Origin of the sequence: Nostoc sp. 2RC (assembly GCF_014222165.1) — a bacterium.
GTDB lineage: Bacteria > Cyanobacteriota > Cyanobacteriia > Cyanobacteriales > Nostocaceae > Nostoc > Nostoc linckia.
Window position 1 is genome coordinate 1 of the sequence record NZ_JACKZU010000012.1, and the last position, 25,882, is coordinate 25,882.

Annotated in this window: 21 protein-coding genes; 16 read left to right on the top strand and 5 right to left on the bottom strand. The window is 40.3% G+C overall.

The features are described 5' to 3' along the window. Positions 1–109 precede the first annotated feature (109 nt). The 3 genes from GNE10_RS02995 (at position 110) to GNE10_RS03005 (ending at position 3,070) form a co-directional block, all read left to right on the top strand. Positions 110–1,291, top strand: a complete 1,182-nt coding sequence (locus GNE10_RS02995; RefSeq protein WP_185563588.1) for a pyridoxal phosphate-dependent aminotransferase — start codon at positions 110–112, stop codon at positions 1,289–1,291. A 21-nt stretch (positions 1,292–1,312) separates the two neighbouring features. Beyond that, entirely contained in the window at positions 1,313–1,750 is a 438-nt protein-coding gene (locus GNE10_RS03000; RefSeq protein ID WP_185563589.1) for a secondary thiamine-phosphate synthase enzyme YjbQ, read from the top strand. 264 nt (positions 1,751–2,014) lie between these two features. Continuing rightward, a complete protein-coding gene (locus GNE10_RS03005; protein WP_099072479.1) occupies positions 2,015–3,070 on the top strand; it encodes an aromatic ring-hydroxylating dioxygenase subunit alpha in 1,056 nt (351 codons plus the stop codon). Positions 3,071–3,139: 69 nt separating this feature from the next. On the opposite strand, the gene GNE10_RS03010 is transcribed toward GNE10_RS03005, so the two are convergent. Next, entirely contained in the window at positions 3,140–3,817 is a 678-nt protein-coding gene (locus tag GNE10_RS03010; RefSeq protein ID WP_099072478.1) for an SDR family oxidoreductase, read from the bottom strand. Positions 3,818–4,204: 387 nt separating this feature from the next. On the opposite strand from GNE10_RS03010, the gene GNE10_RS03015 reads away from it, so the two are divergent. Further along, positions 4,205–5,971, top strand: a complete 1,767-nt coding sequence (locus GNE10_RS03015; protein WP_185563590.1) for a WD40 repeat domain-containing protein — start codon at positions 4,205–4,207, stop codon at positions 5,969–5,971. Positions 5,972–6,207: 236 nt separating this feature from the next. Here GNE10_RS03015 and GNE10_RS03020 read toward each other — a convergent pair whose 3' ends face one another. Continuing rightward, complete coding sequence (locus tag GNE10_RS03020) at positions 6,208–6,843, bottom strand: transaldolase family protein (RefSeq protein WP_185563591.1); 636 nt, start codon at positions 6,841–6,843, stop codon at positions 6,208–6,210. Positions 6,844–6,980: 137 nt separating this feature from the next. On the opposite strand from GNE10_RS03020, the gene GNE10_RS03025 reads away from it, so the two are divergent. The 3 genes from GNE10_RS03025 (at position 6,981) to GNE10_RS03035 (ending at position 10,434) form a co-directional block, all read left to right on the top strand. Then, a complete protein-coding gene (locus GNE10_RS03025) occupies positions 6,981–7,355 on the top strand; it encodes a hypothetical protein (RefSeq protein WP_143874638.1) in 375 nt (124 codons plus the stop codon). 14 nt (positions 7,356–7,369) lie between these two features. Then, positions 7,370–7,813, top strand: a complete 444-nt coding sequence (locus GNE10_RS03030) for a hypothetical protein (protein ID WP_185563592.1) — start codon at positions 7,370–7,372, stop codon at positions 7,811–7,813. Between the two features lie 95 nt (positions 7,814–7,908). After that, complete coding sequence (locus GNE10_RS03035) at positions 7,909–10,434, top strand: sigma 54-interacting transcriptional regulator (protein WP_185563593.1); 2,526 nt, start codon at positions 7,909–7,911, stop codon at positions 10,432–10,434. Between the two features lie 52 nt (positions 10,435–10,486). Here the strand turns inward: GNE10_RS03035 and GNE10_RS03040 are convergent, their stop codons facing one another. Next, positions 10,487–11,323 (bottom strand): DUF4351 domain-containing protein, encoded by an 837-nt coding sequence (locus GNE10_RS03040; RefSeq protein WP_185563594.1) that lies wholly within the window; start codon positions 11,321–11,323, stop codon positions 10,487–10,489. Between the two features lie 768 nt (positions 11,324–12,091). Between GNE10_RS03040 and nifE the strand changes: the two genes are divergently transcribed. The 3 genes from nifE (at position 12,092) to GNE10_RS03055 (ending at position 15,671) form a co-directional block, all read left to right on the top strand. Beyond that, positions 12,092–13,489, top strand: a complete 1,398-nt coding sequence (gene nifE / locus GNE10_RS03045; protein ID WP_185563595.1) for a nitrogenase iron-molybdenum cofactor biosynthesis protein NifE — start codon at positions 12,092–12,094, stop codon at positions 13,487–13,489. Between the two features lie 123 nt (positions 13,490–13,612). After that, positions 13,613–14,794, top strand: coding sequence for a low temperature requirement protein A (locus GNE10_RS03050; protein ID WP_185563596.1), 1,182 nt, complete (start codon positions 13,613–13,615; stop codon positions 14,792–14,794). A gap of 658 nt (positions 14,795–15,452) precedes the next feature. Continuing rightward, a complete protein-coding gene (locus GNE10_RS03055) occupies positions 15,453–15,671 on the top strand; it encodes a hypothetical protein (protein ID WP_099072671.1) in 219 nt (72 codons plus the stop codon). A 280-nt stretch (positions 15,672–15,951) separates the two neighbouring features. Here GNE10_RS03055 and GNE10_RS35730 read toward each other — a convergent pair whose 3' ends face one another. Both GNE10_RS35730 and GNE10_RS03065 read right to left on the bottom strand, forming a co-directional pair. Then, entirely contained in the window at positions 15,952–16,104 is a 153-nt protein-coding gene (locus GNE10_RS35730; protein ID WP_260446751.1) for an acyl carrier protein, read from the bottom strand. Between the two features lie 102 nt (positions 16,105–16,206). Then, entirely contained in the window at positions 16,207–16,632 is a 426-nt protein-coding gene (locus GNE10_RS03065; protein ID WP_185563597.1) for an acyl carrier protein, read from the bottom strand. A gap of 1,693 nt (positions 16,633–18,325) precedes the next feature. Between GNE10_RS03065 and GNE10_RS03070 the strand changes: the two genes are divergently transcribed. From GNE10_RS03070 to GNE10_RS03095, 6 genes are all read left to right on the top strand, one after another. Beyond that, positions 18,326–19,549 carry an MFS transporter gene (locus tag GNE10_RS03070; RefSeq protein WP_185563598.1) on the top strand — a complete coding sequence of 408 codons (1,224 nt, stop codon included), beginning with the start codon at positions 18,326–18,328 and terminating at the stop codon, positions 19,547–19,549. 100 nt (positions 19,550–19,649) lie between these two features. Next, complete coding sequence (locus GNE10_RS03075) at positions 19,650–20,627, top strand: hypothetical protein (RefSeq protein WP_185563599.1); 978 nt, start codon at positions 19,650–19,652, stop codon at positions 20,625–20,627. Between the two features lie 337 nt (positions 20,628–20,964). Then, the gene (locus GNE10_RS03080) at positions 20,965–22,242 is read left to right on the top strand and encodes an RNA-guided endonuclease TnpB family protein (protein ID WP_185563600.1); all 1,278 of its coding nucleotides are present in this window, start codon (positions 20,965–20,967) and stop codon (positions 22,240–22,242) included. Positions 22,243–22,766: 524 nt separating this feature from the next. Next, on the top strand, positions 22,767–24,197 hold the full coding sequence (gene lpdA, locus GNE10_RS03085) for a dihydrolipoyl dehydrogenase (protein WP_185563601.1): 1,431 nt from the start codon (positions 22,767–22,769) through the stop codon (positions 24,195–24,197). Positions 24,198–24,461: 264 nt separating this feature from the next. After that, a complete protein-coding gene (trpC, locus tag GNE10_RS03090) occupies positions 24,462–25,352 on the top strand; it encodes an indole-3-glycerol phosphate synthase TrpC (protein ID WP_185563602.1) in 891 nt (296 codons plus the stop codon). A 276-nt stretch (positions 25,353–25,628) separates the two neighbouring features. Continuing rightward, entirely contained in the window at positions 25,629–25,880 is a 252-nt protein-coding gene (locus tag GNE10_RS03095) for a DUF5340 domain-containing protein (RefSeq protein ID WP_185563603.1), read from the top strand. Positions 25,881–25,882 lie beyond the last annotated feature (2 nt).

Here is a 25,882-nt window from a genome sequence, read left to right on the forward strand (position 1 = left end):
CCTTTCCCCTTTCCCCTTTCCCCTTTCCCCCGCCAAGTGAACTTGGCCAACGACTAGTCGGTTCTTCTCCCGTACAAGATACTATAGCTACCTCAATCGAGATGGAAATATGGAATCCCTAACCTCTCGTATGCAGGCGATACAATCGCCGATTATTCCGGTGGTTGGGGAACTCATTAAAAATTCTCCGGGAACTATTTCTTTAGGTCAAGGTGTTGTTTATTACAGCCCTCCCCCTGAAGCAATAGAATTTTTGCCAAAATTCCTCGCCGAAGAGAATAATCATTTATACAAATCAGTGGAAGGAATTCCGCCATTGGTAAGGGCACTTGCAGGAAAATTGCAAGCCTTTAATGGGATTGAAATCAATGGGGAAAATTGCATCGTTGTCACAGCGGGAAGCAACATGGGATTTATGAATGCCATTCTTGCTATTACCAATCCAGGCGACGAAATTATTTTAAACACACCATACTATTTCAATCATGAAATGGCGATCGCAATGGCTGGTTGTCATGCGATATTAGTAGCAACGGATGAAAATTATCAATTGCGAACAGAAGCAATATCTCAAGCAATCACACCCAAAACACGTGCTATAGTCACCATTTCACCAAATAATCCCACTGGGGTTGTTTATAGTGAAGCTACATTGCATCAGGTTAATGAAATCTGTAGAATTCATGGCATTTATCACATTAGTGATGAAGCCTATGAATACTTTACCTACGATGGGGTAAAACATTTTTCACCTGGTGCATTTGCTGGTAGTAGCAAATACACCATTTCTCTCTATAGTCTTTCCAAAGCCTATGGTTTTGCAAGTTGGCGTATTGGCTACATGGTGATTCCTCAACATTTACTTGCGGCCGTTAAAAAAGTCCAAGACACAATTTTAATTTGTCCGCCAGTAATTTCTCAATATGCAGCCTTAGGAGCATTACAAGCCAAACAAGAGTATTTGCAGGAAAATATTGCAGCGATTTCTCAAGTACGAAAATTAGTTCTAAAATCCCTAAATCGCCTAGAAAATTTATGTACCATTACACCTGCTAATGGGGCTTTTTATTTTTTCTTGAAGGTTCATACTCCAATGGATGCTTTTGAATTAGTTAAAAGACTCATCCAAGAATATAAAGTAGCAGTAATTCCGGGTACAACCTTTGGGGTAGAGAATCAATGTTATCTACGGGTTGCTTATGGGGCACTGCAACAAGAAACGGCAAAAGAAGGTATAGAAAGATTAGTTGAGGGGTTGCAAAATTTAGTAGCAGAATTTTCACCAAATTAAAGATTTAAAATTAAACAACACATGGCAATTATTAATAAATTCATTGAAATTGCAACAGAACCAAAAATTAATATTCATAACATCACACCACAAATTCAAGAATTGATTGCTTCAACATCCATCAAAAATGGACAAGCCTTAGTATTCTCGCGACACACCACAACAGCTTTAGCCATCAACGAAAATGAAGTCAGATTGCTAGAAGATATAAAAGTGTTCTTGGGAAAATTAGCGCCGGAAACAGACAGCTATTTGCATAATGATTTGCACTTAAGAGATGTACCAGAGGATGAACCAATTAACGCTCACTCTCATTTAATGGCAATGATGCTGACCACTAGTGAGATAATACCTATTGTTGATGGTAAATTAGCTTTGGGAACTTGGCAATCTGTGTTATTTTTTGAGTTGGATGGCCCGCGTCAAAGAACAGTATTTGTGCAAATTTCTGGTGAATAATGCAGCGGAAAATATTAGTCACAATTGAGAATCCAGAATTCAGAATGCAGGTAGTGAGGGATTTAAAACCACCATCTAGAAGCACTGCCAAATTTATAATTTGGTGGCTGGCTTAAAGTTGTTTATACTCTGAGGTCGAAGCAAACTAGATTTACCGATCGGACTCAAATTAAATTCCATAATTGTGACTAATGGCTCCGGTATGATTTGTTGTTAACATTCAAAATGCCGCCAGAATAACCAAAATTTGAGATGTAGTTAGTTATGAAAAATAACGATAACTTTTTCTTGCGTAACATTTGGTATTATGCTTTGCCTAGTAATCATCTCAAGCCTGGTACGATGGTCAGCCGGGTTTTCTTAGGAGAACCGGTGCTGTTGATTCGCGATCGCAATGGCAAAGTGGCTGCAATGCAAGACATTTGCCCCCATCGTGGCGTACCTCTTAGCTGTGGTAGATTTGATGGGCAAGAAGTGGAATGTTGCTACCACGGTTGGCGGTTTAACTCTGGTGGGCGGTGTACTGCGATACCGTCTCTTGTGGAAGAACAACAAATGGATTTAAGTCGCTTTGACGTACAATCTTATACAGTTAGGGAAGCCCAAGGAAATATTTGGATATATATACCCGATAGCCATCGTCCTCAGCCTCCTGATTTTGAGATGCAAATTCCAGTGATTCCAGGATTTGAAGGGCGATCGCCGCAGTTTATAGAGATTATGCGCTTCCCCTGTTTCGTGGATCATGCAGTGGTGGGTCTGATGGATCCCGCCCATTCACCTTATGTCCATCGCGCTTGGTGGTGGCGAAACGAACAATTGCATGAAGAAGTCAAGCAATTTGATGCTTCTCCCCACGGCTTCACAATGCGGCGACATCGATTACCAGCCAATGGCGGCCGATTGTACTGGCTAATTGGTGGCGGCGTACCGGAAACAGAGATTTCTTTTCGTTTACCCGGAGTCAGAGTCGAAGAAACCACAATTGGCAAACATCGAGTTGTGAATTTAACCACAGTTACACCGATTTCCGACACAGAAACCGAGGTAACTTTTTCTCTTTACTGGACACTTCCTTGGGTGGGATTTTTCCAACCGCTACTGCATGTTTTGGCGCGGACTTTCCTTGGTCAAGACCGGAGTGTGGTGGAAAAACAGCAAATTGGACTCAAATATAATCCCGTGCTGCGATTAATTAAAGACTCAGATGTACAGGCCCAATGGTATTACCAATTGAAACGGGAATATGCCCGGTCAATTGCAGAAGAAAGACAATTTGTCAACCCTGTTAAAGGTCAAATACTTCGTTGGCGTGCTTGATGATTGAAGGCAAGGGGCAAGGGGCAAAGAAAGTCTATTGTTCTTGGAATTTTACGATCTGGTAAAAAATTAATCCGGGGTAAATTCTGCAAATTCTGTGGGCTTAAATAACATATTTCGGTCTACAGCTGACAAGATTTTATTATGAGCGCGTTGGCTATTTAAACAGCGACAAACTAACTGGGCTACATCTTGGCGATTGATACTACCAATAATTTGGCGATCTTCAGTTAAAACACCATTGCCGGTTGCTGGTTCGGACTTCAGTCCACCAGGACGAATGATGGTGTAGGTGAGTCCGCTAGCAATTAAGTGTTGTTCAGCTTTGTTTTTCTCAGTTAAAACTGTCCCCAATGCTGCTAAAACTTGTGGGGATAAAGCACCAACACTATCGCCGACACCAATGGAAGTCACAAGAATAAAATTTTTGACTCCAGCTTTCACTGCTGCATCAATGAGATTTTTATTACCAGGGTAGTCTGGTCTTTCTGCGTCTCCTGGTGAACCACCAATTGTACTGATAACAGTATCAATCGGTTCATCTGCGATGATTGCACGTTCTACGTCGCTAATATTAAGCGCATCTCCTTGAACTATTTCAATGCCGATTTTTTCCAATTCACTGGCAACTGTTAGTGTTCTCAGGAGTGCTTTTACTTTTAGTTCTTGTGTCCTCAAGTATTGGGCAATTTCTCGGCCGACACCGCGACTCGCCCCAGCGAGGAAAATGTAAGATGCACTAGTCATAGTTAGTTTAGCTATTTATTTCCACAGGATTCTAGCAAAAGATTGGCATTGATTAATAATTGCTTGGGTATTACTCCCCATTTCAGCACTAAAGTGCTTACTACAAACTTTTTTTAACTTCAGTCGATCGGACTTGCTAGACTACTAGAACTGTTTCCCCAGAGACAGTATCTTGTTTTCCTTGTCCGTTAGAATTAATTGATATCATCTAAATTCTATGTAGCTCGGCTACATCTGTTCATAAAATATCTAGGTGCTATACAGATGCTTATGCTTGTGTTCTATTAGACTAATAAAATTACTGAATTTTTAATTAACTAAAGATTATAAACTTGAGTAATTCCATTGGTATGGCTTACCTTAGGTATGCAATAGTGCGCCCTTCTAATGCAGATGGATTGGATTAGCTTACTCAAAGCTCAACAAACTGACTTCCTCCAACGTGTGAAAAAACCCAAAACTTACGATTTGTCTTTGCTCGAAAGTCAAGTCAAAGGTTGCCACACAGAGATTATGGCATTTTGGGGCGAAGCATTGGCAAAACTCCAAGAGCTTTCCCGCGAACAAGCAGAAGTTCTCGCCAAAAATCCGCCGCCTATGCCCCCTGAATATCCGGAACCACCGGATTGGACGATACCTTTTCCTACATATTTTCAGCAACAAGCCCAAGATTATCTTTTACGGGAAAAAATTGTCGATCGCATAATTAGCGAACGTCTAGGCAAATTACTCAAGAAAACCCCCCAAGACACCCTAGAAAACATCTCTTTAGATGATGAGGGAAATTTATCTAGTCAAAGCAAATTTATTTATGTAGTCAAAGATAATCCCCAACTCAGTGTGCAAGTTTACGTCGCTGATGGTGAAAGTTTTAATGGTATTAAGAAAGACAAAATCAAATGGACGGTGACTCAAGAAGATTTGAAAAGTCACCAAGTCTTGATTTTTTTGTGTTTATTTTATCCCTATACAGGTAAACTAGGTTACGAAAAGCAAAGCATAATCACAGGGTTTTTACCGGCAAGTCAACTAGAATTTTCGGAACCAAAACTACAAGTTACTCCGAGCAATTTGTTATATGCTGGAGGATTAAGTTGGTATTTAGAATCACTCATTGGCAAAAAAGAGACATTGCCAATAATTCCTGAAAAGACGATAGAAACAATCCAAACTGTACCATCAGAGCATTCCCTGAAAAAGGTAGTAGGGGACTGGGAATGCTGGCAAACTTTACAAGGGCATACCAGAGGAATTAATTGCTTGGCTTTTAGTTCTGGGTGTAATAATGGTAACTCCTTACCCATATTGGCAAGTGGTAGCCGTGGCGAGACGAAGCTATGGGATTTAAGCAAAGGCGAATTAATAGATACATTGTCAGAGTATCCTTGGGTGATATCTGGGCTAGTGGATGAAGTGAATTCCCTGGCTTTTAGTTCTGACGGGCAAACTTTAGTCAGTTGTGGTGGAGACTCCACAATTAAAATTTGGCACGTGGGCGCTCTAGACTTAATAGATATCCTGCACAAACATCATGGAGTAGTGCGTTGTGCGGCTTTCACTCCAGATGGCAGAATGTTAGCCACTGGCGGAGATGACAGAAAAATTCTGTTTTGGGATTTAATTCACCGTCAAGTAGCGATCGCTCTTTCTTTAGATGATACAGCTGCTCATTCTCTGGTTTTGAGTCCCGACGGGCAAACTGTGGTTACAGGTAGCTATCGCAAAATCAAGGTGTGGCGCATTTCACCCCAGTCTGGCATTAAAAGTTTAAAAGACACACAACCACTGCACACCCTCATGGGTCATTCTCACATTGTTTGTTCCCTAGCAATCAGTCAAGATGGTAAACTACTCGTCAGTGGTAGCTGGGATCAAACGATTAAAATTTGGCATTTGGAGACTGGAGAATTACTGCATACCCTCAAAGGACATAGAGATAGAGTGTATGCCATTGCTTTGAGTCCCGATGAACAAATCATCGCCAGTGGTAGTGCAGATCAAACCATCAAATTATGGCACGTCCAAACCGGGGAATTGTTGGGTACATTTACAGGTCATGGAAATATAGTTACAGCATTAGCCTTCACAGCTTCCGGTGAAATGTTAGTCAGTGGAAGTTTAGATAAAACAATTAAAATTTGGCAACGCAGTTAGGAGTTATTATTAGGGCGCACAGCTAGCTGCGCCCCTACTATGGAATTATTTTTTTAATTGGAAGTCTTTAGCTGACACCTGCACTATAAATATCAACTGCTGCGGCTGAAAAATACAGCTGCTAAAACAATCAAACTCAAAAGTACTAAAGGAACCCAGAGATTAGGGACATCTGACAAACTCATATTTAATTACGAATGACGAACTTGTACTGAGCGCAGCCGAAGTATTACGAATTATTGTAAGCCTATGCCTCCTTGGGCGAAATCTTCAACAGTTTTTTGTGATAATTCATGAGTAGCGATCGCTTGCAACATTGCTAAAGGTAAAGTTAAATGATGTGCCCCGGCTTGCAATGATGCAGCTGCTTCTTGGGGAGATTTGATACTAGCTGCTAATATTTCTACGTCGCTACCTTGAAGTACGCTAGCCATTTCCCGGACTAAGGCAATACCATCACCTAATAACCGAGTTGCACGATTTACATAAGCAATGGCAATTTTCGCCCCCGCTTCCCGTGCTACTGCTGCTTGTGCTGCACTATAAATTGCTGTCACCGAACAAGTAATTTCTGAAGACAAATCTGCTACTACTTCAAACCCTAAAGGTGTAGCGGGAATCTTCAAAATTGTTGGCGAACCAATAATCTCGAAAGCTTTTCTACCTTCAGCCAACATACCCGCTTTATCAGCTGCCACAAGTTGATAGTATAACGGGCCATTTGTCAAGGTAACTAATTTTTTCAGCGTGGTTGCTGGTGGAGTGTCACTTTGAGCTAAAAGCGTGGGATTAGTAGTAATACCCTTTACCCAACCCCAATGCTTTACGATTTCAGCTTCAGATGCGATCGCCGAGTCTAGATATAATGCCATAATTTCTCTGAATCATTGTCAAAATTAATTCACCAGATGTGCAATTGAGACTTTCCAATATCACAAAATATTCTGCACTATTTCCTAGTCCTTGGCATACCATTGATTCAGGACTGCCATCCTCAGGGAGTTCAGGTTTGGGATATTTTCCGAATCTATATCCTGAAGATATTCCTAATTATATTAGACGCAATCAGCTTTTCTTTGATGGCAATAAGTGGAGATATCAAACACTTCACAAAAAAATATTTACACCTAATGGTGAGTACAACTTTGTAGTACAGGGAGGCCAAATATATATAGCAAGGCAAAAATTTGCCTTGGGAAGTCATATTGATATTGCCAGAGGTAACAACGTTGACTTTGCAGGTCAAATTCGCTTTGGACACAATAAAAATAATAAAGGTCAAATTAAATACTGGAATAATCTTTCTGGCCACTACAAACCATCAGCTAATTTTGCAAGTAACGCAGGTTTGCCATTATATCTTTTCAGAGCGTATCATTTTTGACAAGAAATAAAATTATGAATGATAATATCCAACAGTTAATAAAGGCTAGCATTTATAAATCTTTACCTTCTCATGAAGAAAAGATAATTTTAGAATATTTGAAATCAATACCTGAAATTGAAGCATACGAAATTCTCAAGTTAATGGTCGATGAAAAAAGCCAAATTACTATTGCAATGGCAAAGAAGGTTTTACATACAAGAAATTATGTAACGCAGTTATTTAATTATGGAATTGTAAAATCTAATGCTCAATCTATTAAACTTTGGTTAGAATTTGCAATTCCAAAGTTGGGATTTAAATCGGTAGTAAGATTGATTGAAGATTTGAATGACGATACAAATAGGTTAATAGAAAAAGCAGTATACTGGCTTCCATTGTTTGTCTCCAAGAATGAAACAAGGTCTTGGAATTTACTGGAGAAGTTAAAAGAAAAGCCAAACTGTAAGCCAATCTAAACTATTTTCACGATTGAGAATTGAGAATTTTGAATTCTTGACCAGCTTTCAAGGGATAATTCCTTTGATACGGCAACCTGCACGGAGAACCGGATATGACATCTCCAGAAACGGTTACATGGTTACAAGAGCGCACCACTTTAGGAATTCTCCCACCTGAAGTGTTAAATGCGATCGCCCAAGTTATTGAAGAACAAGTCGTACCAGCACAAGTAAACCTTGTGGAGGAAGGTACTACCCCAGAAGCACTTTACATTCTCAAAGATGGTCAACTGGAATGTGACAATACCAATCATAAGAACTCAGCTTTAGTTCGGGGATTTCTTCCTGGAGCAGTCATTCACCTCCAGGAGTTGGTATTAGAGGAATTAGCGACATTCACAATTGTCACTGTTACAGAATGTCGTTTGTGGGTTGTAGCTGCTGCTAAATTTAGGGAATTAGTCAACCAATACCCAGAAATTGCTCAGGCTTTTTCCCGCCAATTGGCTCAAGAATTAGCTCAAGTTACCTCTGCACTTAGCTACGAACAAGAACGTTCCATCGCTTTGCGACCTTATTTAGTTACCAAAGCACAACGCGGAATTATCGGTACGAGTCGCTATGCTGTGCGTCTGCGGGAGCAAATTCGAGAAGCTGCTAATGACCGCGAGTCAGTTGATATTTTCGGTGAACCAGGGTTAGAAAAAGACAACATCGCAGCTTTAATTCACTTTGGTTCTCCCAAAAGACGAGAACCAATTATTAAAGTGAATTGTGGAATTCTCCAAACCAGCGGTGCAGATTTATTTGGTCGCGTTGGCGGGAAACCAGGACTGTTGGAATGGCTAGGAGAAGGTACGCTAGTTCTCAACAATATCCAAGAATTACCTTCTGAGTTATTACCTGCTGTGACGCAGTTGCTCAAAACAGGTACGTATACCCCTGTGGCTCGTTCGGAAGAAACAGAAGCCGAACCTCGTCCTAGTAAAGCGCGTATTCTCATTGTTTCCGAAAAAACTCTGCCAACAATCGATCGCTCCGTAGGTCATATTATTAAAGTACCACCGCTACGAGTGCGGAAAGCTGATATTCAAGCGCAAGTGGAATATTATGTCAGTCTCTACGTTCGTGCTAGAGGTGTTGCGAAACCGCACATTACCCCAGAAGCTGTGCGCCGCTTACAGTCTTACGATTTTCCTGGAAATCTCAAAGAATTAAAAAATCTGGTAGAAAGAGCAATCGTTCAAGCGGAAAATGCTAGTGAATTAACAGAAGAAATCTTTTGGCCAGCCGAAACAAAGAAAAAGCGATTTCGAGTCAATCTTTTAAATGTTTATCCAGATTTACGCAAATTCTTGCGGAGTTCGTGGTGGCCGGATCGAATTAATTATGGTTTTACTGCAACTGCCTTTGCAATTCTTGTTGCGGTATTATTTATTGGGCCGCAAACCCGCGATCGCAATTTTGTTTTAAATCTCTTTTGGGCTTGGTGGTGGCCTTTTTTCTTATTTTTGTTTCCGTTTTTAGGACGTATTTGGTGTTCCATTTGTCCCTTCATGATTTACGGAGAAATCACCCAAAAACTATCTTTGTGGTTGTGGCCGCGAAAACTCAAGCGCTGGCCGCGAGAGGAAGCTGAAAAATGGGGCGGATGGTTTCTCTTTGGTTTATTTACTCTGATTTTTTTATGGGAAGAACTCTGGCATTTAGAAAACACAGCCTACCTTAGTGCTTGTTTATTATTATTAATTACCGCCGGAGCTATGATTTTTTCGGCTATTTTTGAACGGCGATTTTGGTGTCGATATCTCTGTCCCATCGGTGGTATGAATGGTTTATTTGCCAAATTATCAATGACAGAACTACGGGCACAACAAGGCATTTGTTCTGCAAGTTGTACCACTTATCAATGCTACAAAGGAGGGCCGCAAAAAGGTGAGGGAATGGAAACAAATGGCTGTCCTTTGTATTCTCACCCAGCGCAATTAGAAGATAATAGAGATTGCGTATTGTGTATGACTTGTCTCAAAGCCTGCCCCCATCGTTCTGTAGAATTCAACTTGCGTCCCCCCGGTATTGAATTATGGACAAGCCATGCACCCCGCACTTATGAAGTAGCATTGCTGTTTTTGTTATTAGGAGGAGTATATCTACACCGCTTACCAGAATTCCAATCTTGGTTGGGTTTACAGCTGGATTTAACTGTATTTTGGCAACACTTGGGATTGTCACTGCTAGTGTTAATTGTTCCAGTGGCTTTTGTGTTTGCAGCTTATGGTTTGCTCAAACTATTCAACTTTAACCGGAAACCAAAATCATTTGTAGAGCTTGCCTATGGATATTTACCATTAGTTTTGGGGGGAAACTTGGCTCATTATCTACGTTTGGGCTTGAGTGAAGGCGGACGAATTTTACCTGTGAGTTTTGCTACCCTTGGTTTGAATGGCGAACAGCTGCCAATGTTAGTTGCTCATCCTGCTGTGATTAGTTTTTTGCAAGGTACAACTTTAATATTTTCGGTGTTGTTGACGATATTATTAACGCAAAAAATTGCCAAACAATCTTTGAGTGCGCTTTTTTGCCAACATTTAGCTGCGATCGCTTTGGGTGTTAGTATGTGGGCAATTATTGTGTTGTAACAACAATCAAATAATACTTGATTTATACTTGGTTTAATGATATAGAGTTGTACTACTCTAATGTATTAAACCAGGTTTCTAAATCAGCGATCGCCTGAAAATCTAACAAAGCTTCCCCCAGATTTTCTAATTGTTCTAACGACAGACTTTGAATTCGCTCTATTACTTCTTGAGGTAATTCTCCCACGCGCCGAGTTAGTTGACGGAGAATTAGCATTCGTTCTCTTTGTTCTCCTCTTTGTTCTCCTCGTTGTTCGCCTTCAGCGAGAATTTCTTGATAAATTACTGACTCGCGCATCATACCCTCCCGAAACAGTTGTCTAATCAAGTCTTTTTTGTATTTTAACCCCGCTAAGATTTGGGTGTAGGTGGAAATTTCTGGTCGTTGTGTTGGTTCAATTTGATTCACTTTCGCCACAACTTGTTGCAGCAAAGCTTGGGGTTGGGTGGTTGCGGTCAGTGGTGCTAATGGTAACAAAGCCTGGTCATTGAGGAATAGTTCGGGATTTTCCTCCCACATACAAATCACGCGATATTCGTGACGAGTAGTTTCAAACTCAAAGGCAGTTTCAATTATCGTGTCTGGTGCAGGGGGAAGTAATAACACCACAACTTGGGTTATTGGTAGGCGATACAAACGATATAACCGCACCCAATAATCTAGCATCCGCAATGGTAGTGGCGGTGTAGACTCTAGTTTAGTTTGAAATTCTAGGTGAAGTATGCGTCCTTGTAGTTGTAAAAATGTGACATAATCAGCGCGAATTGGTTCAATGCTCAATTCGGTTTTCAGGACTTTGGCATCAGTTTGTGCTGTACCTAAAACCCAACTAGCAAAACGTTCTGGATATTTTTCTGACAGCAGTTTGCACAGGTTATCAAAGGACATTGACCATTGCCAACAATTGAATTAGGTATAATCATTAGTCATTAGTGTTTTTAAGCACAAATGACAAAGAACAACTCTCACTAGTTAATGTACAATTTCAATGCGTAATAGGTTAATTAAGCTACATAATTTAATCCATTCAAATATTTTGTGTGCTAAATATTTGAATGTCAAATAATTTAAAAAGCAAATTATTTGATAATCTATATGTTATGCTGACATTAAACAAGCTAAAAATAGCAGAAGCATTAACAGGTCTGTCTTCTGAAACACAATATGTGAGAGGAGTTAGCTGTTTGACCTGAAAGTGCTAATCGTTCAGTGACAATTTTTTGTCATTCATTAAGACAAAAAGCCAAAACTATTCATATCAGCCTGCACATCTTAACTGTAAGTTTCACTTTAGGAAGTGGGGAGTGTGGAACAGAGGCGGGAAAGAATTTTTCCCCATCCTCCCACACCTTTCAATGCCCCATGCCCAACTCTGCGTTATCTCTGCACTTTTATAGTCTGATATCAAGTTCGGGTAATCACTTACGATTCAAAATTCTCCGTGTCAGAGCATCTCACAGTCTTTGCGTCATTCTTATCGTAATACCAATTTGAAAAAAGAATGCAACACATAGACAAGACCCCTCCCCTTGCTAAGGGGGGGTGCCGTCAGGCGGGTGGGGTATCTGTCGCAAACATTTTTTGAATCGGTATAAGTATTTAGGCGAACCTGATATGACAGGTCATTTTGTATTTATCTCCAGCGCGAGGAAAGACATGAAAAACAATCAAGTAACAATCAACGAGACAGCCTGCAAACATAACCAAAAAAAATCCCACCACAAGAAAAAACTATCTTGCACAAACTTGCCGCAACCAGGCGCAACCCAAGGAAATTGTCCTTTTGATGGGGCGATGGTTTCTGTGGGAGCCATTACTGATGCTGTTCATTTAGTACATGGCGCTGTTGCCTGCACTCATAATCCTTGGGCAACTCATGGTAGTCTTTCATCAGGTTCTCAACTCTACCAAACTGCTTTTACTACTGACTTTGGTGAAAGTAATGTGGTTTTTGGTGGTGAAAAGAAACTGTACAAAGCAATTCTTGAAATTGCTCAAAGGTATAATCCTCCTGCTATTTTTGTCTACGCCACTTGTGTCACTGCTTTGATTGGTGATGATATTTATAGTGTCTGTAAACTGGCATCAGATAAAATTGGTATTCCAATTATTTATGTTGATTCACCTGGATTTCTTGGTAGTAAAAATTTAGGTAACCGCATAGGTAATGAAACCTTATTGAACTATGTCATAGGTACGGCGGAACCAGAATTTACCACACCATTTGATATTAATCTTGTTGGAGACTATAACGTTGCAGGTGAAACCTGGAATGTTTTACCACTGTTCCAAAAATTAGGAATTCGCGTTCTTTCTAAAATCACAGGTGATGCTCGCTATCAAGAAGTTTGCTATGCTCATCGTGCCAAATTAAATGTAGTGCTTTGCTCAAACGTAGCAATCCAAATGGCACAAACAATGCAAGAAAGTTATGGAATTCCCTATATAGAAGAATCTTTCTATGGTGTAGAAAACTTGAATCGTTGCTTGCGAAATATTGCAGCTCAATTAGGTGAATTGGTTGAAGATAGTTTCACAGCCCGCAAACTTCAAGAACGTGCAGAACAGTTGATAGCAGAAGAAATCGCAACCCTAAATATTGCCTTAGCTCCCTATCGTTCTCAATTGAAAGGTAAGCGGATTGTTCTTTCTACTGGTGGTGTAAAAACTTGGTCACTTATTTTAGCAGCCAAAGACTTAGGAATGGAAGTTATTGCTACCACTGAAGGAAAGACTTCAGAAGAAGAAAAAGCCAAAATTAGGCAATTCATCGGTCAAGATGGCATTGTTTTGTCCCAAGGAACTCCGCAAGTATTGTTAAAAGTACTCAAAGATACAAAAGCTGATGTATTGATTGCTGGGGCTGGTAATCAATACACTGCATTAAAAGCACAAATTCCTTTTTTGGATATTAACCACGAACGTCATCATGCCTATGCTGGTTATACAGGACTGGTGGAACTGGCACAGGAATTGCATGAAGCCTTGTATAGTCCTGTTTGGGAACAAATTAGAAAACCTGCACCTTGGGACGACACCAATTTTGGATTTTAGATTTTGGATTTTGGATTAAATTTCCTCTCCCATTTTCCCTGTCTCTTCCAAGAAGGAATAAACGATCCTTTGTGCCCTTAAAATGAGCGAACGGATACTTATTACCGATTTGCTCTTGGAACTATGGCAAATTTTATCCAACCACCAAGGTTACGTATTGGTGAAGAGACTGAAGAAGAACGACACGCCACTTGGCTAGAACTTTTTTATGATTTGGTGTTTGTAGTTGCAGTTTCTCAACTCGCCCATAATCTCAAAGAGGATATCTCACTTTTCGGATTATTTGAGTTTGTTGTTTTATTTATACCTGTTTGGTGGTCGTGGATTGGCACTACATTTTATGCGAACCGCTTTGATAGTGATGATGTTGCACATCGCCTGTTGATTGGGATACAAATGCTAACGGCCGCTGCAATGGCTGTGAATATACACCACGGTTTAAGCGAAAGTTCTCCTGGCTTTGCCCTTTCCTATGCTCTCGGTCGGGCTGTGCTGGTGATAGAATACGTCCGTGCAGGAATACACATCCCTTCTGCACGACCTTTGACGACTCGCTACGCAATTGGTTTTGCGATCGCTGCTTTGCTTTGGTTAATTTCAGCATTTATACCCGTCCCTTGGCGATTTGCATTCTGGACATTGGGAATCATTATTGACTTTGCCACACCTTTAACAGCACGCAAGTTTCAACTAAGACTACTCCCCCATGCTTCGCATTTACCAGAACGTTTCGGACTGTTTACGATTATTGTTTTGGGTGAAGCAATAATCGCGGTGGTCAATGGTGTTTCTCAGCAGGAATGGGATGTTTCAACCGTAATTTCCGCCGTATTTGGTTTAATTATTGCTTTTAGCTGGTGGTGGGTTTATTTTGATAATCTGGGCGGTAAACCGATTGAGATTGCACGAACGCATGGAAAAGTTGCAGTTGTCAATCTCTGGCTGTACGCCCATTTACCCCTAGTAATTGGGATTGCGGCGGCGGGAGTGGGAGTAGAAGAAATTCTGTTGAGCAAGACTACTCTGGCCTTACCAGATTCTCATCGATGGCTGATCTGCGGTTCAGTAGCATTATGCTCGCTATCTGTCGCTATTCTCCATCTATTTGGAGTGATTCGTTATTGCCAAATCCGTTCTAAGTATCGATTTGCAGGTGCAGTTGTGTTGACGGCGATCGCCATTTTTGGCAAAGGATTGTTACCCATCACAGTCATTGCCCTCGTAGCTGTAGTTTCTGTTGTCCAAGTCCTTCAGGATTTGTATCAAAGTCGTCCCAGTACCCGCTTAGTCGATCCAGAAATCTAATACCATTTTGGATTTTAGATTTTGGATTGTGAAACAGTTAGTAGTAATCGCTTTTGGCTATACATCTGTCGCAATCATTTTTCAAATTGGTACAATACCAATTCTCCAAAGCGACACATGGATAACAGGGGAATAGGGAACAGTAGGAAAATTTTTTAGGGGATTTGGGCGGGGTTTGAATCAGAGTTCATAATCCCCCCAGTCCCCAGTCCAAGATTGTGTAATCTCAGCACCCTGATACTGTAAAGCTTTTAACTTAGGGAACTCCAAAAAATAAATTGTTCCGATTTAGGTCGTTGACTGTTCACTGTTGACCCTTCTCCTATGGTCACCGCTACGCGTAGCTTGCTTCCACGTAGTGGTACGACTTCGCTCAGGGTCAAACTGCTGACTGTCAAAGGTCAACGGTCAACAGCCTTCTGTGGAATATTTTTTTACCTGGAAGTCCCTTAACTCATTACCGTCTGTCTGAGGTGACAGAACCAAAGAAAGAATGTCAAGATTCCTCGATGTATCTCTGGGTAGTGAAGTCAAGTAGCTGAAATATTTATTAATATTGTTTATAGGTGGGTCTAAATTCAGCCTTAAGAATCACACAAAGTTTCTCAAGGCATGTATTCTCACTAATCCCCAGATTTTTCACCAAGGGAGCAAGATCGTGAAAAACCAAAAACCATCACAGTCTCAGGAATTTGTAGGAAATCTCAAGAATGGGATTTGGCTGTTTGGCTTGTCATCTTGGGTATTTGGTATTACCGATCGCAGTATTGCTTCATTTGCAGATGGCTATCTATCAGCCTTGGATTTGACGCAACTATTCACAGCCGCGACGTTCTTTGTAGCATGGCTATTTTTAAAGCCCACATCTAAAGCTTAAAATCAGCGATGCTTGAGTTTGTATACTGGCGTTACTCTCAAACAGAATATTTTTACTCTTTAGAATGCATTATTTTTCATGAAAATTTCATGTATTTGTATGCATTTAATGGAATTCACGTTTTAACATCAAGACATGGTAAAGGTATCTAGAAAAATTTTGTAATTTTCCGGAATCCCAGAGCGCGGGTTAGTAGTCTCTATCAGATAAACAATTTATACTGAAACTCTATAACTAAACCTCTGGGGTATATAACCCCATATTAAAAGCTCGGTGTTCATCACCGGGCTTTTGATGTAGTAATTTGCAACAAAACAAAAGACGCTAACTGTGTAATATTAATCTCCTCAAAAAATTTGGCTAATGGTACATTAACTTGAAAATCGGCCTCAATTTGATTCTTGATTTCAACTGTGATTAAAGAATCAAGCAATTCTGGAAGAAATTGCCCAGAACTCAGTTTAGTTTTGGGAAGTTGTAGTGAATATGCTAGTTGTTCAAGAAGATAATTTTCTAGAATTGCTTGCTGCTGTTTTTATTTGAGGATTTGGGCTTGAACTTTAGTGTCTTCTGATGTTTCGGTATCTGCAACATAAAGCATTTCTTCATCAAGTCCTTCACCAAGAAAGTATTCCGCTAAAGCGTTGATTGTGGGATATTCAAAGGTCAAGTTTGAAGGGAGGATTTGTCCCAGGTTGACTTGGAGACAATTCCTCAGTTCAAGGCTCATGAGGGAGTCCATACCCATTTCAAAGAAACCAAGCTGTGGATCGGGTAGTTGAGTAATGTCACGCCCCAAAATTTGAGCTACATCTTTTTGGATATGGGAAACTAATGTTGCCTGCCTTCTGCGGGGAGGTGTGGCTTGCAATTGTTCTAAGAGAATATGCTGTGGTTGAATTGCTGTGAGATGGCGATAGCCTAAATCCTTTTCCAACTCTCTCAAGAATGGAGATATCATCCCCGCAGAATACTGGGGAAAAAAGTAGAAGCGTACCTAGTTTTTTTCAAAAATCAAATAAGAATCCTATATGTATCATTCTTTATAAAAATTTAATGTATTTCTATGGATTTAATCAAATTAATGCTTTAACATCAAAACATTAGTAAAGGTAAATAAAAAATTTTGTAAATTTCCGGAATCCCCAACCGTGGATTGGTAGTCTCTATCAGATAAACAATTTATACTGAAACTCTATAACTAAACCTCCGGGGTATATAACCCCACGTAAAAAGCTCGGTGTTAACCACCGGGCTTTTTATGTGGGGGAGATGGGGAGATGGGGGAGACAAGAAAGAAAGATTGCTACCCAATACTGCTCGGTTAAGGACTTTAAACTGGAATTTGGTTTGGGGAAAAGGTTAAAGGTTTTTTCTTTCCCTTTCCCCCAAAACCCGACAAGTATTGGATTGCTACCTTGTTCCCCTTTAAGTAGAGAAAAGAAATTTATACAAATAAGTAAATGTGATATTGGGATTCTTCGCAGCGATGGATTTATTCACTTATACAAAGAGTGAAGCGGCCATTATGAACAAAACTAACTTCCTCCACCTTTGGGAAAACGTTCCACCATTCCCCCAGAATACAGTGGTGAAGTAGATAAAGTAAGTCTCAAAGTCGGAAATAATGGCTGTTTGAATTCTGTCCTACTTTGGCTGATGTTCTAGGAAGCTTGAATTTACTAATTGTGCTGGATGTTATTGTTTCCATAACAAACTGTTAACCCAGGTTATCAATTCAATTAAATCTGTCTGTAGTTATCCTGTAGCTTGAAAAGTTCCTTTGATGATTAGCTATCACTCCAGTTAATCTTTTTCAAGAAATGATTGCTATCGTTCGTTCTTTGAGCAAAAACTTCTCCAGTCACGCCATTATGTATTGAGTAACCACACTTATGTTACAAAATGTAATTTCGATTACATCGGTTAATAATTATCAATAAAAAATTTACAAAACTACTATCTAGATTTTGCAAAATGTATTATTATGACATCGTGGCTTATGGATTATTTACAACTACATCGTTCTGTAACAGAGGAACCTAGCGTCAAGCAATGGGTTTCTATGTATCTTGAGTGCGAAAATTTGTAGTTGAAGTTAATTTGTATTCTTTTCCTGGTGGTGTTTTCTGTTAGTTTCATATATGTTTGAGTTGTTCCAGACTGTATTAAAGTACTAGTCTGTATAAACTTGCCATATAGTTCACTTTTTTCCTCATTCTAGTTTTCATTTATCTGTATACCTTTCTTCAAGGATTGGTAATAAGCTTAATTGGTAATAAGCTCTAACAGTTTGGTACTAATTGGGTAAATAAGTTAGAAGTTTCGTAGATAGTCCGGTTGAATATATACATAAGTCCAACATCATTCTTGCTAGAAGCTAAATTAAACTAAATGACATACAAAGATTTAGAAGAGATTATAGACGCGAAGATACAAAAAGCTATACGGAGGCACGAGATTATAGTTGCTTTCATTAGTAGTATTATTGGTTTGATTTTTATAGTAGGCTTGTTCCACGCAATTTGGCTAAACCACGTTGAAATTCGACAAATTTGGTTGAGTTGATTGATTATCGTGGATTAACAAGCGCTCTCTGATATCGAAAAAACTAATTAAAGTTATAGATATTTTTATCAAAGTGAATTGCACCTATGGAGAATAAAAATAATGGCAAAGCGATATTTGTCTTATTTTTGACTGTATTTATAGATTTACTTGGCTTTGGTATTATCCTACCAATACTGCCTTTGTATGCTCAAGAATTTGGCGCAAATCCAAATGAGGCTACTCTTTTGGTAGCTATTTATTCTTTAATGCAATTTTTATTTGCACCATTATGGGGCAGTTTTAGCGATCGCTACGGTCGGCGTCCAATTTTATTACTAACTTTATCAGGTTCTGTAATTGCATACATAGGCTTAGGCATTGCCAACTCATTATGGATTTTGTTTCTTGCTCGTGGTTTTGCCGGGATCATGGCAGGGAATATTGCCACTGCTCAGGCATACATAGCAGATATTACCACTCCAGCAAATCGAGCTCGTGGTATGGGCATAATGGGAGCAGCTTTTGGTCTTGGCTTTATCCTCGGCCCAGCAATTGGAGGTATTCTCACAGGGCCCGATCCCAACAATGCGAACTTCCATCTGCCGTCCTTATTCGCAGCTGGATTATCTTTATTAGCATGGCTTTGTGCTTTGATATTACTTCCAGAATCCCTAAATTCTCACATCGAAGCTAAAATCCAAGCCGAACGACAGCATCGGCCAAAGTTGAACTGGCTACAACTATCCAAGCGTCCACAATTGTGTATCTTGATTGGCATCTACTTTTTAGTAACTTTTGCCGTTGCAGCTATGGATTCTACATTGGCTTTATGGTCTAGACAAGAATTAAATTGGGGGCCCCAACAAACTAGCTATCTTTTTGCCTTTATGGGGATTGTAAGTACAATCATTCAAGGAGGACTCATCGGATTTCTCAAAAAATATTTTGGTGAAATCAAATTACTGTTTTTAGGGATATTTGGATTAGGTTTGGGATTACTAATCATAGGATTTTCACAAAGCTTAATTTTATTGTTAACAGCCACCACACTGGTGGCGTGGGGTATTAGTATCAGCCAACCAATATTAAACAGCTTAATTTCTCAGATTACAGCCCCAGAAGAACAAGGACAAATATTAGGAATTGCCAGTTCCTCCTCTGCATTAGCCCGTATTTTCGGGCCAACTTGGGCAGGAGCTAGCTTTATGAAATTTGGCAGTTCCGCTCCGTTTTTGAGTGGAGCGTTAGTAATTTTGTTAGCTTTAATTTTGAATTTGCAAGTCACTAAAAGTGCGCCTCAATCAAAAGTAGAACGTGTTGCTAGATAAAATTCACAATGTTTTATCACCAAGTTCAATAGTTATTAGCAACAGTTTTTTAATCCCAAATCTACACTTTAAAATCCAAAATCCAAAATACAAAATCAGTATGACTGGTCGCCGAGTCTTATTTATAGGCATATTTGTCAGCATCCTCCTTACCTATGGAATTTGGTTGGGTGGAAGCATTCCTGCAAGTATAACCAAACTTCCTGACCAAGGATTAAACTGGTACTACTGGAAGCTTCCCAATCCAACTTTTTGGAGCCGATTCACAGCTTGGGGTATGTATCTTGGGCATCAATTGAGCATCTGGGGATGTATTTTGTGGGCACAGCAAACGCAGCTGAAATACAAATCAGCCTTGCACCCAATTAATTATTTGATGCTTGGTATTAATCTGACGTTTACAGCTTTGCACTTTCTCCAGACATATATTTGGTATGATGCTTTGGCTCAAGATACTTCAATTTGGGCTTCTCAAGGTGCGGTGGTACTTTTACTAGTTTTCGTACTAATTTTAGAAACGCCTCGACGAGGTTTGTTTTTTGGCAATCCCGTCCCATTTCATCAACAGTTTTTGCAAATTATCAAGCTGTACCACGGTTACTTTTTTTCCTTCGCCGCCATCTACACCTTTTGGTACCATCCAATGGAAGCGACTTCGGGGCACTTAATTGGTTTTCTCTATATGTTTTTGTTGCTGCTGCAATCATCATTAATTTTTAATCGCGCCCATGTCAATCTTTGGTGGACATTTACTTTAGAAATTATGGTGCTTTTACATAGTGTAATTGTGTCTTGGATGCTGGGACAAACGAAATGGCCGACTTTTCTTTTTGGTTTTCTTGGCATTCTCATTATTACCCAACTCCACGGTTTGCCTGTGGGTATGTGGACTAAACGCACTATCTACGCAGGTTTTTTAGTGAGTGTATTAGCGGTTTATACATTAACTGAACGTGGTTTAGGCAGAATTTACGAAATAACTTATATTCCTTTGATTGAGTTTGGGCTAGTTGGTGTCATTTATTTTATATTCGTGCTGTTTTTATGGACAATTTCTCGTTTACCTGCCAAGACGTAATCAGTAGGGTAGGGCGAAGGTAACTTGAATTATTGACGGTGGGTTACTACTGAATCAATACTTGTCGGGTTTTGGGGGAAAGGGAAAGGGGAAAAGGGAAAGAAAAAACCTTTACCCCTTACCCTTTAACCCCTTCGGGGTTCGCCAGTCGCTCATGGGGGAAACCCCCAAGACCGCGCTGGCTCACCTTTTCCCCAAACCAAATTCCAGTTTAAAATCCAAAACCTGAGCAGTATTGTAAAACTTCACTGATTTTCTAGTCAAATATGGTCAAGAATAGTCACCTATTTATTATTAGCCTCATGATAAAATTAAGCAATAGGGAGAGAATTTGATCATGAGGCAAGTTGAGAAGCATATTATAAAAAAGGGTCATGAGTGGTTTGATTACTGCACTGAAATAACCACAACATCCCGCAAGCTTTACAATAGATCTCAATTTACTCAACGCCAAGCTTTCTTCTACGGGTGGCAAACACAATCTCAAGGTCAGCTAGACTCAGTATTTAAACAAGACGAGAATTACAAAGCACTTCCTGCGAAGGTAGCGCAACTCGTATTAAAACAGAATGCCGATGCTTGGACTGCTTACTACAAAGCATTGAAAGAATATAAATTAGAGTCAACTAAATTCACGGGTAAACCAAAACCACCAGGGTATGTTGATGAAAAGAACTTAGTCAAATTTAATAATCAAGCAGTAGGGAAGGGCCAGTTCAACAAAGGTTGGGTTGTACCTTCAATGTCGCCAATTAGGATTCCGGTGAAACCAGGGCTATTATTTAATGATTTGTGCGAGGTTCGCATTATCCCAAAAACTGGATGCTATGTGATTGAGGTGGTTTATGAAATTGTCGAAAATAGTCAGTTTTTCTGTAGCCTGAATCCGCAACTAGCAGCCTCTTTCGATATTGGGTTAGATAACTTAGCGACAATTGTATTTAATGACCCAACAATTCAACCAATTGCCATAAATGGTAAACCTTTGAAATCAATCAACCAGTTCTACAACAAACAAGTTGCTAAGTATAGAGGGTTGATTAAAGTTGGTACATCACAGCGAATCCAAAATATTGTTCGCAACCGGAATAACTTTGTAGATTCATACCTCCATCAATCTACAAAAATGATTGTGGATGAATGTCTGCGCCTGGGTGTAACTCACGTATCTATAGGAAAAAACGAGCAATGGAAAACACATCTTAATTTGGGTAAGCGTACAAACCAGAACTTTACCCAGATACCCCATGCTCGGTTTATCGAGATGCTGACTTATAAATTACATAGAGTCGGCATCACCGTTGTGGTGAACGAAGAATCCTACACTAGTCGCGCTTCGTTTATTGATTGGGATAATATCCCAACTTATCAACCCAACACTCACCTGAAACACACATTCTCTGGCAAGCGTGTGGCGAGGGCATGGTATGTCAGCAAGCACGGTTTGAAAATTCATGCCGACGTGAACGCTGCGTTTAACATCGGCAGAAAATGTAATCCCAAAGGGTTTGACTCTCTTGTGTCTATTCTAAGGGATAGGGGGTGTCTGGTAGTACATCCAAGGCGCATAACTCCACTGTTCTGGCGTGTTTGCGCTAAAAGTGCTGTTGCTTAAAGCCAAATTTCCTACGTCTGTCTATGTTTGACTATGGATTTTGGAACTATGTAGATTTGATTATAATTACTGAAAACATCCATCTTTTAGCCATTCGGGCGTGAATCATAATTTAAGTCAATTAGCAACACCCAAAGGTTAAATTCCGCGAATAGTTATCGTAAGAATTCAGCACCCATGAGTCAGAAGTCAGAATATATAAGGAATTCAGCATGAGCAGTAAATTTTCAGATCGAGTTTTTTCCTGATTCTTTAAGTATTCTGGCTCCTGAATGGTGACCAAAGGCTAAGCTTTCCTTGCTTTGCTGCTGAAATTCTTAACAGTTATCAGGCATACGGTGGGGGATTGAGATTGGTTACCAGTTTCCAGTGTTCAACGATCGCTAATAACTGGTAACTATATAGTAGTAGGGGCTTAAACCCAGCGACGAAACTAACAACGAATAACTCATAACTATTAAAGGGGTTGCTTTGATTGTCAGTCAAGTTGAGAATAAATAGGCGAAGCACACGGGGAAACTAACGTGAGTCAAGAATTTGATTACGATTTAGTCATTATCGGCGCTGGTGTGGGCGGACATGGCGCAGCCCTACACGCCGTAAGTTGTGGTTTAAAAACAGCGATTATTGAAGCTGGTGATATGGGAGGAACCTGTGTTAATCGCGGTTGTATTCCTTCTAAAGCATTGCTAGCAGCATCTGGACGTGTGCGGGAGTTACGGAATGCCCACCACCTCAAGTCGTTGGGAATTCAAGTCGGTAGCGTGGAATTCGATCGCCAAGCGATCGCCAATCATGCTAACAATCTCGTCTCGAAGATTCAAGGCGACTTAACAAACAGTCTCAAACGTCTGGGAGTCGATATTATCAAAGGCTGGGGAAAAATTGCCGGGACACAAAAAATCTCCATCACCGCAGACGGCGGTGAAAAAACCATCACAGCCAAAGATATTATCCTTTCCCCTGGTTCAATTCCTTTTGTTCCTCCAGGAATTGAAGTAGACGGCAAAACTGTGTTTACCAGCGACCAAGGTGTGAAGTTAGAGTCACTCCCAAATTGGGTAGCAATTATTGGCAGTGGTTACATCGGCTTGGAATTCTCTGATATTTACTCGGCCTTGGGTTGTGAAATCACCTTGATTGAAGCCCTAGACCAATTAATGCCAGGATTTGACCGCGACATTGCCAAACTTGCCGAACGGGTGTTGATTACTCCCCGCGACATTGAAACCAAAGTGGGGATATACGCCAAAAAAGTCATCCCTGGTTCGCCTGTGGTGATTGAGTTAGCAGATTTCAAAACCAAAGAAGATGTGGATGTCATCGAAGTAGATGCTTGCTTAGTAGCTACAGGACGCATCCCAGCAACGCAAAATCTCGGTTTAGAGTCTGTAGGTGTGGAACTCGATCGCCGAAACTTTATCCCAGTTGACGATGGCATGGCAGTATTGTCAGCCGGCGAAGTAGTGCCCCATCTGTGGGCAATTGGTGACGCCAATGGCAAAATGATGTTAGCACATGCGGCTTCTGCTCAAGGCATCGTCGCGGTGGAAAACATAGTTGGTAGGCAGAAGAAAGTAGACTATCGCAGCATCCCAGCAGCGGCGTTTACCCACCCAGAAGTTAGCTATGTGGGCTTAACAGAAACAGCAGCTAAGGAATTAGGACAAACCGAAGGATTTGAAATCGCCACCAGTAGAAGTTACTACAAGGGAAATTCCAAAGCCTTGGCAGAAAATGAAGCCGACGGTATTGCCAAAGTGATTTATCGCAAAGACACAGGCGAAGTCTTGGGCGTCCATATTTTCGGACTCCACGCTTCAGACTTAATTCACGAAGCATCAGCCGCCATCGCTAACCGTCAAACTGTACAAAGCTTGGCGCATCTAGTCCACGCCCATCCAACACTTTCAGAAGTCCTCGACGAAGCTTATAAACGAGCGATCGCGATTTAAAAGTTAGGAGTGAGGAGTGAGGAGTGAGGAGTGAGAAGTGAGGAGTGAGAAGTGAGGAGTGAGGAGTGAGAAGTGAGGAGTGAGGAGTGAGGAGTGAGAAGCTAATAATTCTTAACTCACTAACTCATAACTCCTAACTCATAACTCATAACTCATAACTCATAACTCATAACTCACTAACTCACTAACTCCTAACTCACTAACTCCTAACTCCTAACTCCTAACTCCTAACTCCTAACTCTTAACTCCTACTCAGCACTGATTATGCAAATCCGTCGCCGTTCACCTAATCCAGCTATTGCCGTATCTACGTTACGTTATCAAGCTGCTGTGCCTAATTCAGAGCCAAACAATATTTTGGAAGAAATTGTTTGGCATAAAGAACAAGAAGTTGACCAAATGCGGGAAAGGTTACCTTTACGGGAATTGCAACATCAAGTACTTTCCGCAGCACCAACCCGTGATTTTGTAGCAGCTTTGCGTCAAGGAAAAACAAAGCCAGCGGTAATTGCGGAAGTGAAAAAAGCTTCTCCTAGTAAAGGGGTTTTACGAGCAGATTTCGATCCAGTAGCCATCGCCCAATCCTATCAACAAGGTGGTGCTAGCTGTCTTTCTGTGTTGACAGATGCCAAATTTTTTCAAGGCGGCTTTGAGAATTTAGCAAAGGTTCGCGCTACTGTAGATTTGCCCTTACTGTGCAAAGATTTCATCATCTATCCGTATCAGATGTACTGGGCACGAATTCAAGGTGCAGATGCCATTTTGTTGATTGCGGCTATCCTTACCGATCAATATTTACAATACTTCCTCAAAATTGCCAACAACTTGAAAATGGCAGCCTTGATTGAAGTCCATAGTTTGGCAGAACTGGATCGTGTGTTAGCTTTAGATGGAGTCTCCTTAGTAGGAATTAATAATCGCAATTTAGAAGATTTTTCTGTTGACCTTGAAACTACTTGCCAACTTTTGGCTGCAAGAGGTAGTCAATTACAACAAAAAAACATCCTAGTTGTCAGCGAGTCAGGACTGCACAAACCAGATGACTTGAGTTTAGTAGTTAAGGCAGGTGCATCCGCTGTACTCATTGGAGAATCTTTGGTGAAACAACCAGATCCCGGCGGTGCGATCGCTCCTTTATTACCCAGGAATTTCTAACAACAAACACCCTGCTCCTTGCAGGGCAACTGTGCATAATAGTTTAACAATTGGGCATACTATAGGTAGATATACAGCATTTTGCTGCCTAATAAGAGCAATATCTTTGCTAAATCTTTATCGCTAAGCAAATCAAAAACCTAAACAATTAGTTAATTATTGTGTAACAATTTCTTAATAAGAGAACAGTTTGATGTTCAGTTTCTAGTTATCTGAGCATCAAAGACAAACTCTGACTCATCAAAAATCCCAAATTTGAAATGAAACTCTAACTACATGGAGCAAATTCCCCTACCTTCGCCTATCCACTACGAACTTATACTTCAACTTTTAGAAAGACAAACAATGTCAGCCGTAAATGATAATCCAGATTTACGCTATCAAGTTAATCAGCTAATTATTACACTGCGGAAAGCTGCTGTGCAACAAAAACGACTAGAAGAAAATTGCCAGTTTTCCTCTCTTGGTGTCGATCACCGTTGGTCAATCAACCATCATAACGGTAACAAAGTTATTGCCCCTGATTGAAA

Bases quoted from the DNA above. Each gene is read 5' to 3' on its own strand.
- GNE10_RS02995 (WP_185563588.1), top strand. From the start codon at position 110: ATGGAATCCCTAACCTCTCGTATGCAGGCGATACAATCGCCGATTATT.
- GNE10_RS03050 (WP_185563596.1), top strand. From the start codon at position 13,613: ATGGCAAATTTTATCCAACCACCAAGGTTACGTATTGGTGAAGAGACT.
- GNE10_RS03010 (WP_099072478.1), bottom strand. From the start codon at position 3,817: ATGACTAGTGCATCTTACATTTTCCTCGCTGGGGCGAGTCGCGGTGTC.
- GNE10_RS03070 (WP_185563598.1), top strand. From the start codon at position 18,326: ATGGAGAATAAAAATAATGGCAAAGCGATATTTGTCTTATTTTTGACT.
- trpC (WP_185563602.1), top strand. From the start codon at position 24,462: ATGCAAATCCGTCGCCGTTCACCTAATCCAGCTATTGCCGTATCTACG.
- GNE10_RS03020 (WP_185563591.1), bottom strand. From the start codon at position 6,843: ATGGCATTATATCTAGACTCGGCGATCGCATCTGAAGCTGAAATCGTA.
- GNE10_RS03075 (WP_185563599.1), top strand. From the start codon at position 19,650: ATGACTGGTCGCCGAGTCTTATTTATAGGCATATTTGTCAGCATCCTC.
- GNE10_RS03000 (WP_185563589.1), top strand. From the start codon at position 1,313: ATGGCAATTATTAATAAATTCATTGAAATTGCAACAGAACCAAAAATT.
- GNE10_RS03080 (WP_185563600.1), top strand. From the start codon at position 20,965: ATGAGGCAAGTTGAGAAGCATATTATAAAAAAGGGTCATGAGTGGTTT.
- GNE10_RS03065 (WP_185563597.1), bottom strand. From the start codon at position 16,632: ATGATATCTCCATTCTTGAGAGAGTTGGAAAAGGATTTAGGCTATCGC.
- nifE (WP_185563595.1), top strand. From the start codon at position 12,092: ATGAAAAACAATCAAGTAACAATCAACGAGACAGCCTGCAAACATAAC.
- GNE10_RS03030 (WP_185563592.1), top strand. From the start codon at position 7,370: ATGAATGATAATATCCAACAGTTAATAAAGGCTAGCATTTATAAATCT.
- GNE10_RS03040 (WP_185563594.1), bottom strand. From the start codon at position 11,323: ATGTCCTTTGATAACCTGTGCAAACTGCTGTCAGAAAAATATCCAGAA.
- GNE10_RS03035 (WP_185563593.1), top strand. From the start codon at position 7,909: ATGACATCTCCAGAAACGGTTACATGGTTACAAGAGCGCACCACTTTA.
- GNE10_RS03015 (WP_185563590.1), top strand. From the start codon at position 4,205: ATGCAGATGGATTGGATTAGCTTACTCAAAGCTCAACAAACTGACTTC.
- GNE10_RS03095 (WP_185563603.1), top strand. From the start codon at position 25,629: ATGGAGCAAATTCCCCTACCTTCGCCTATCCACTACGAACTTATACTT.
- GNE10_RS03005 (WP_099072479.1), top strand. From the start codon at position 2,015: ATGAAAAATAACGATAACTTTTTCTTGCGTAACATTTGGTATTATGCT.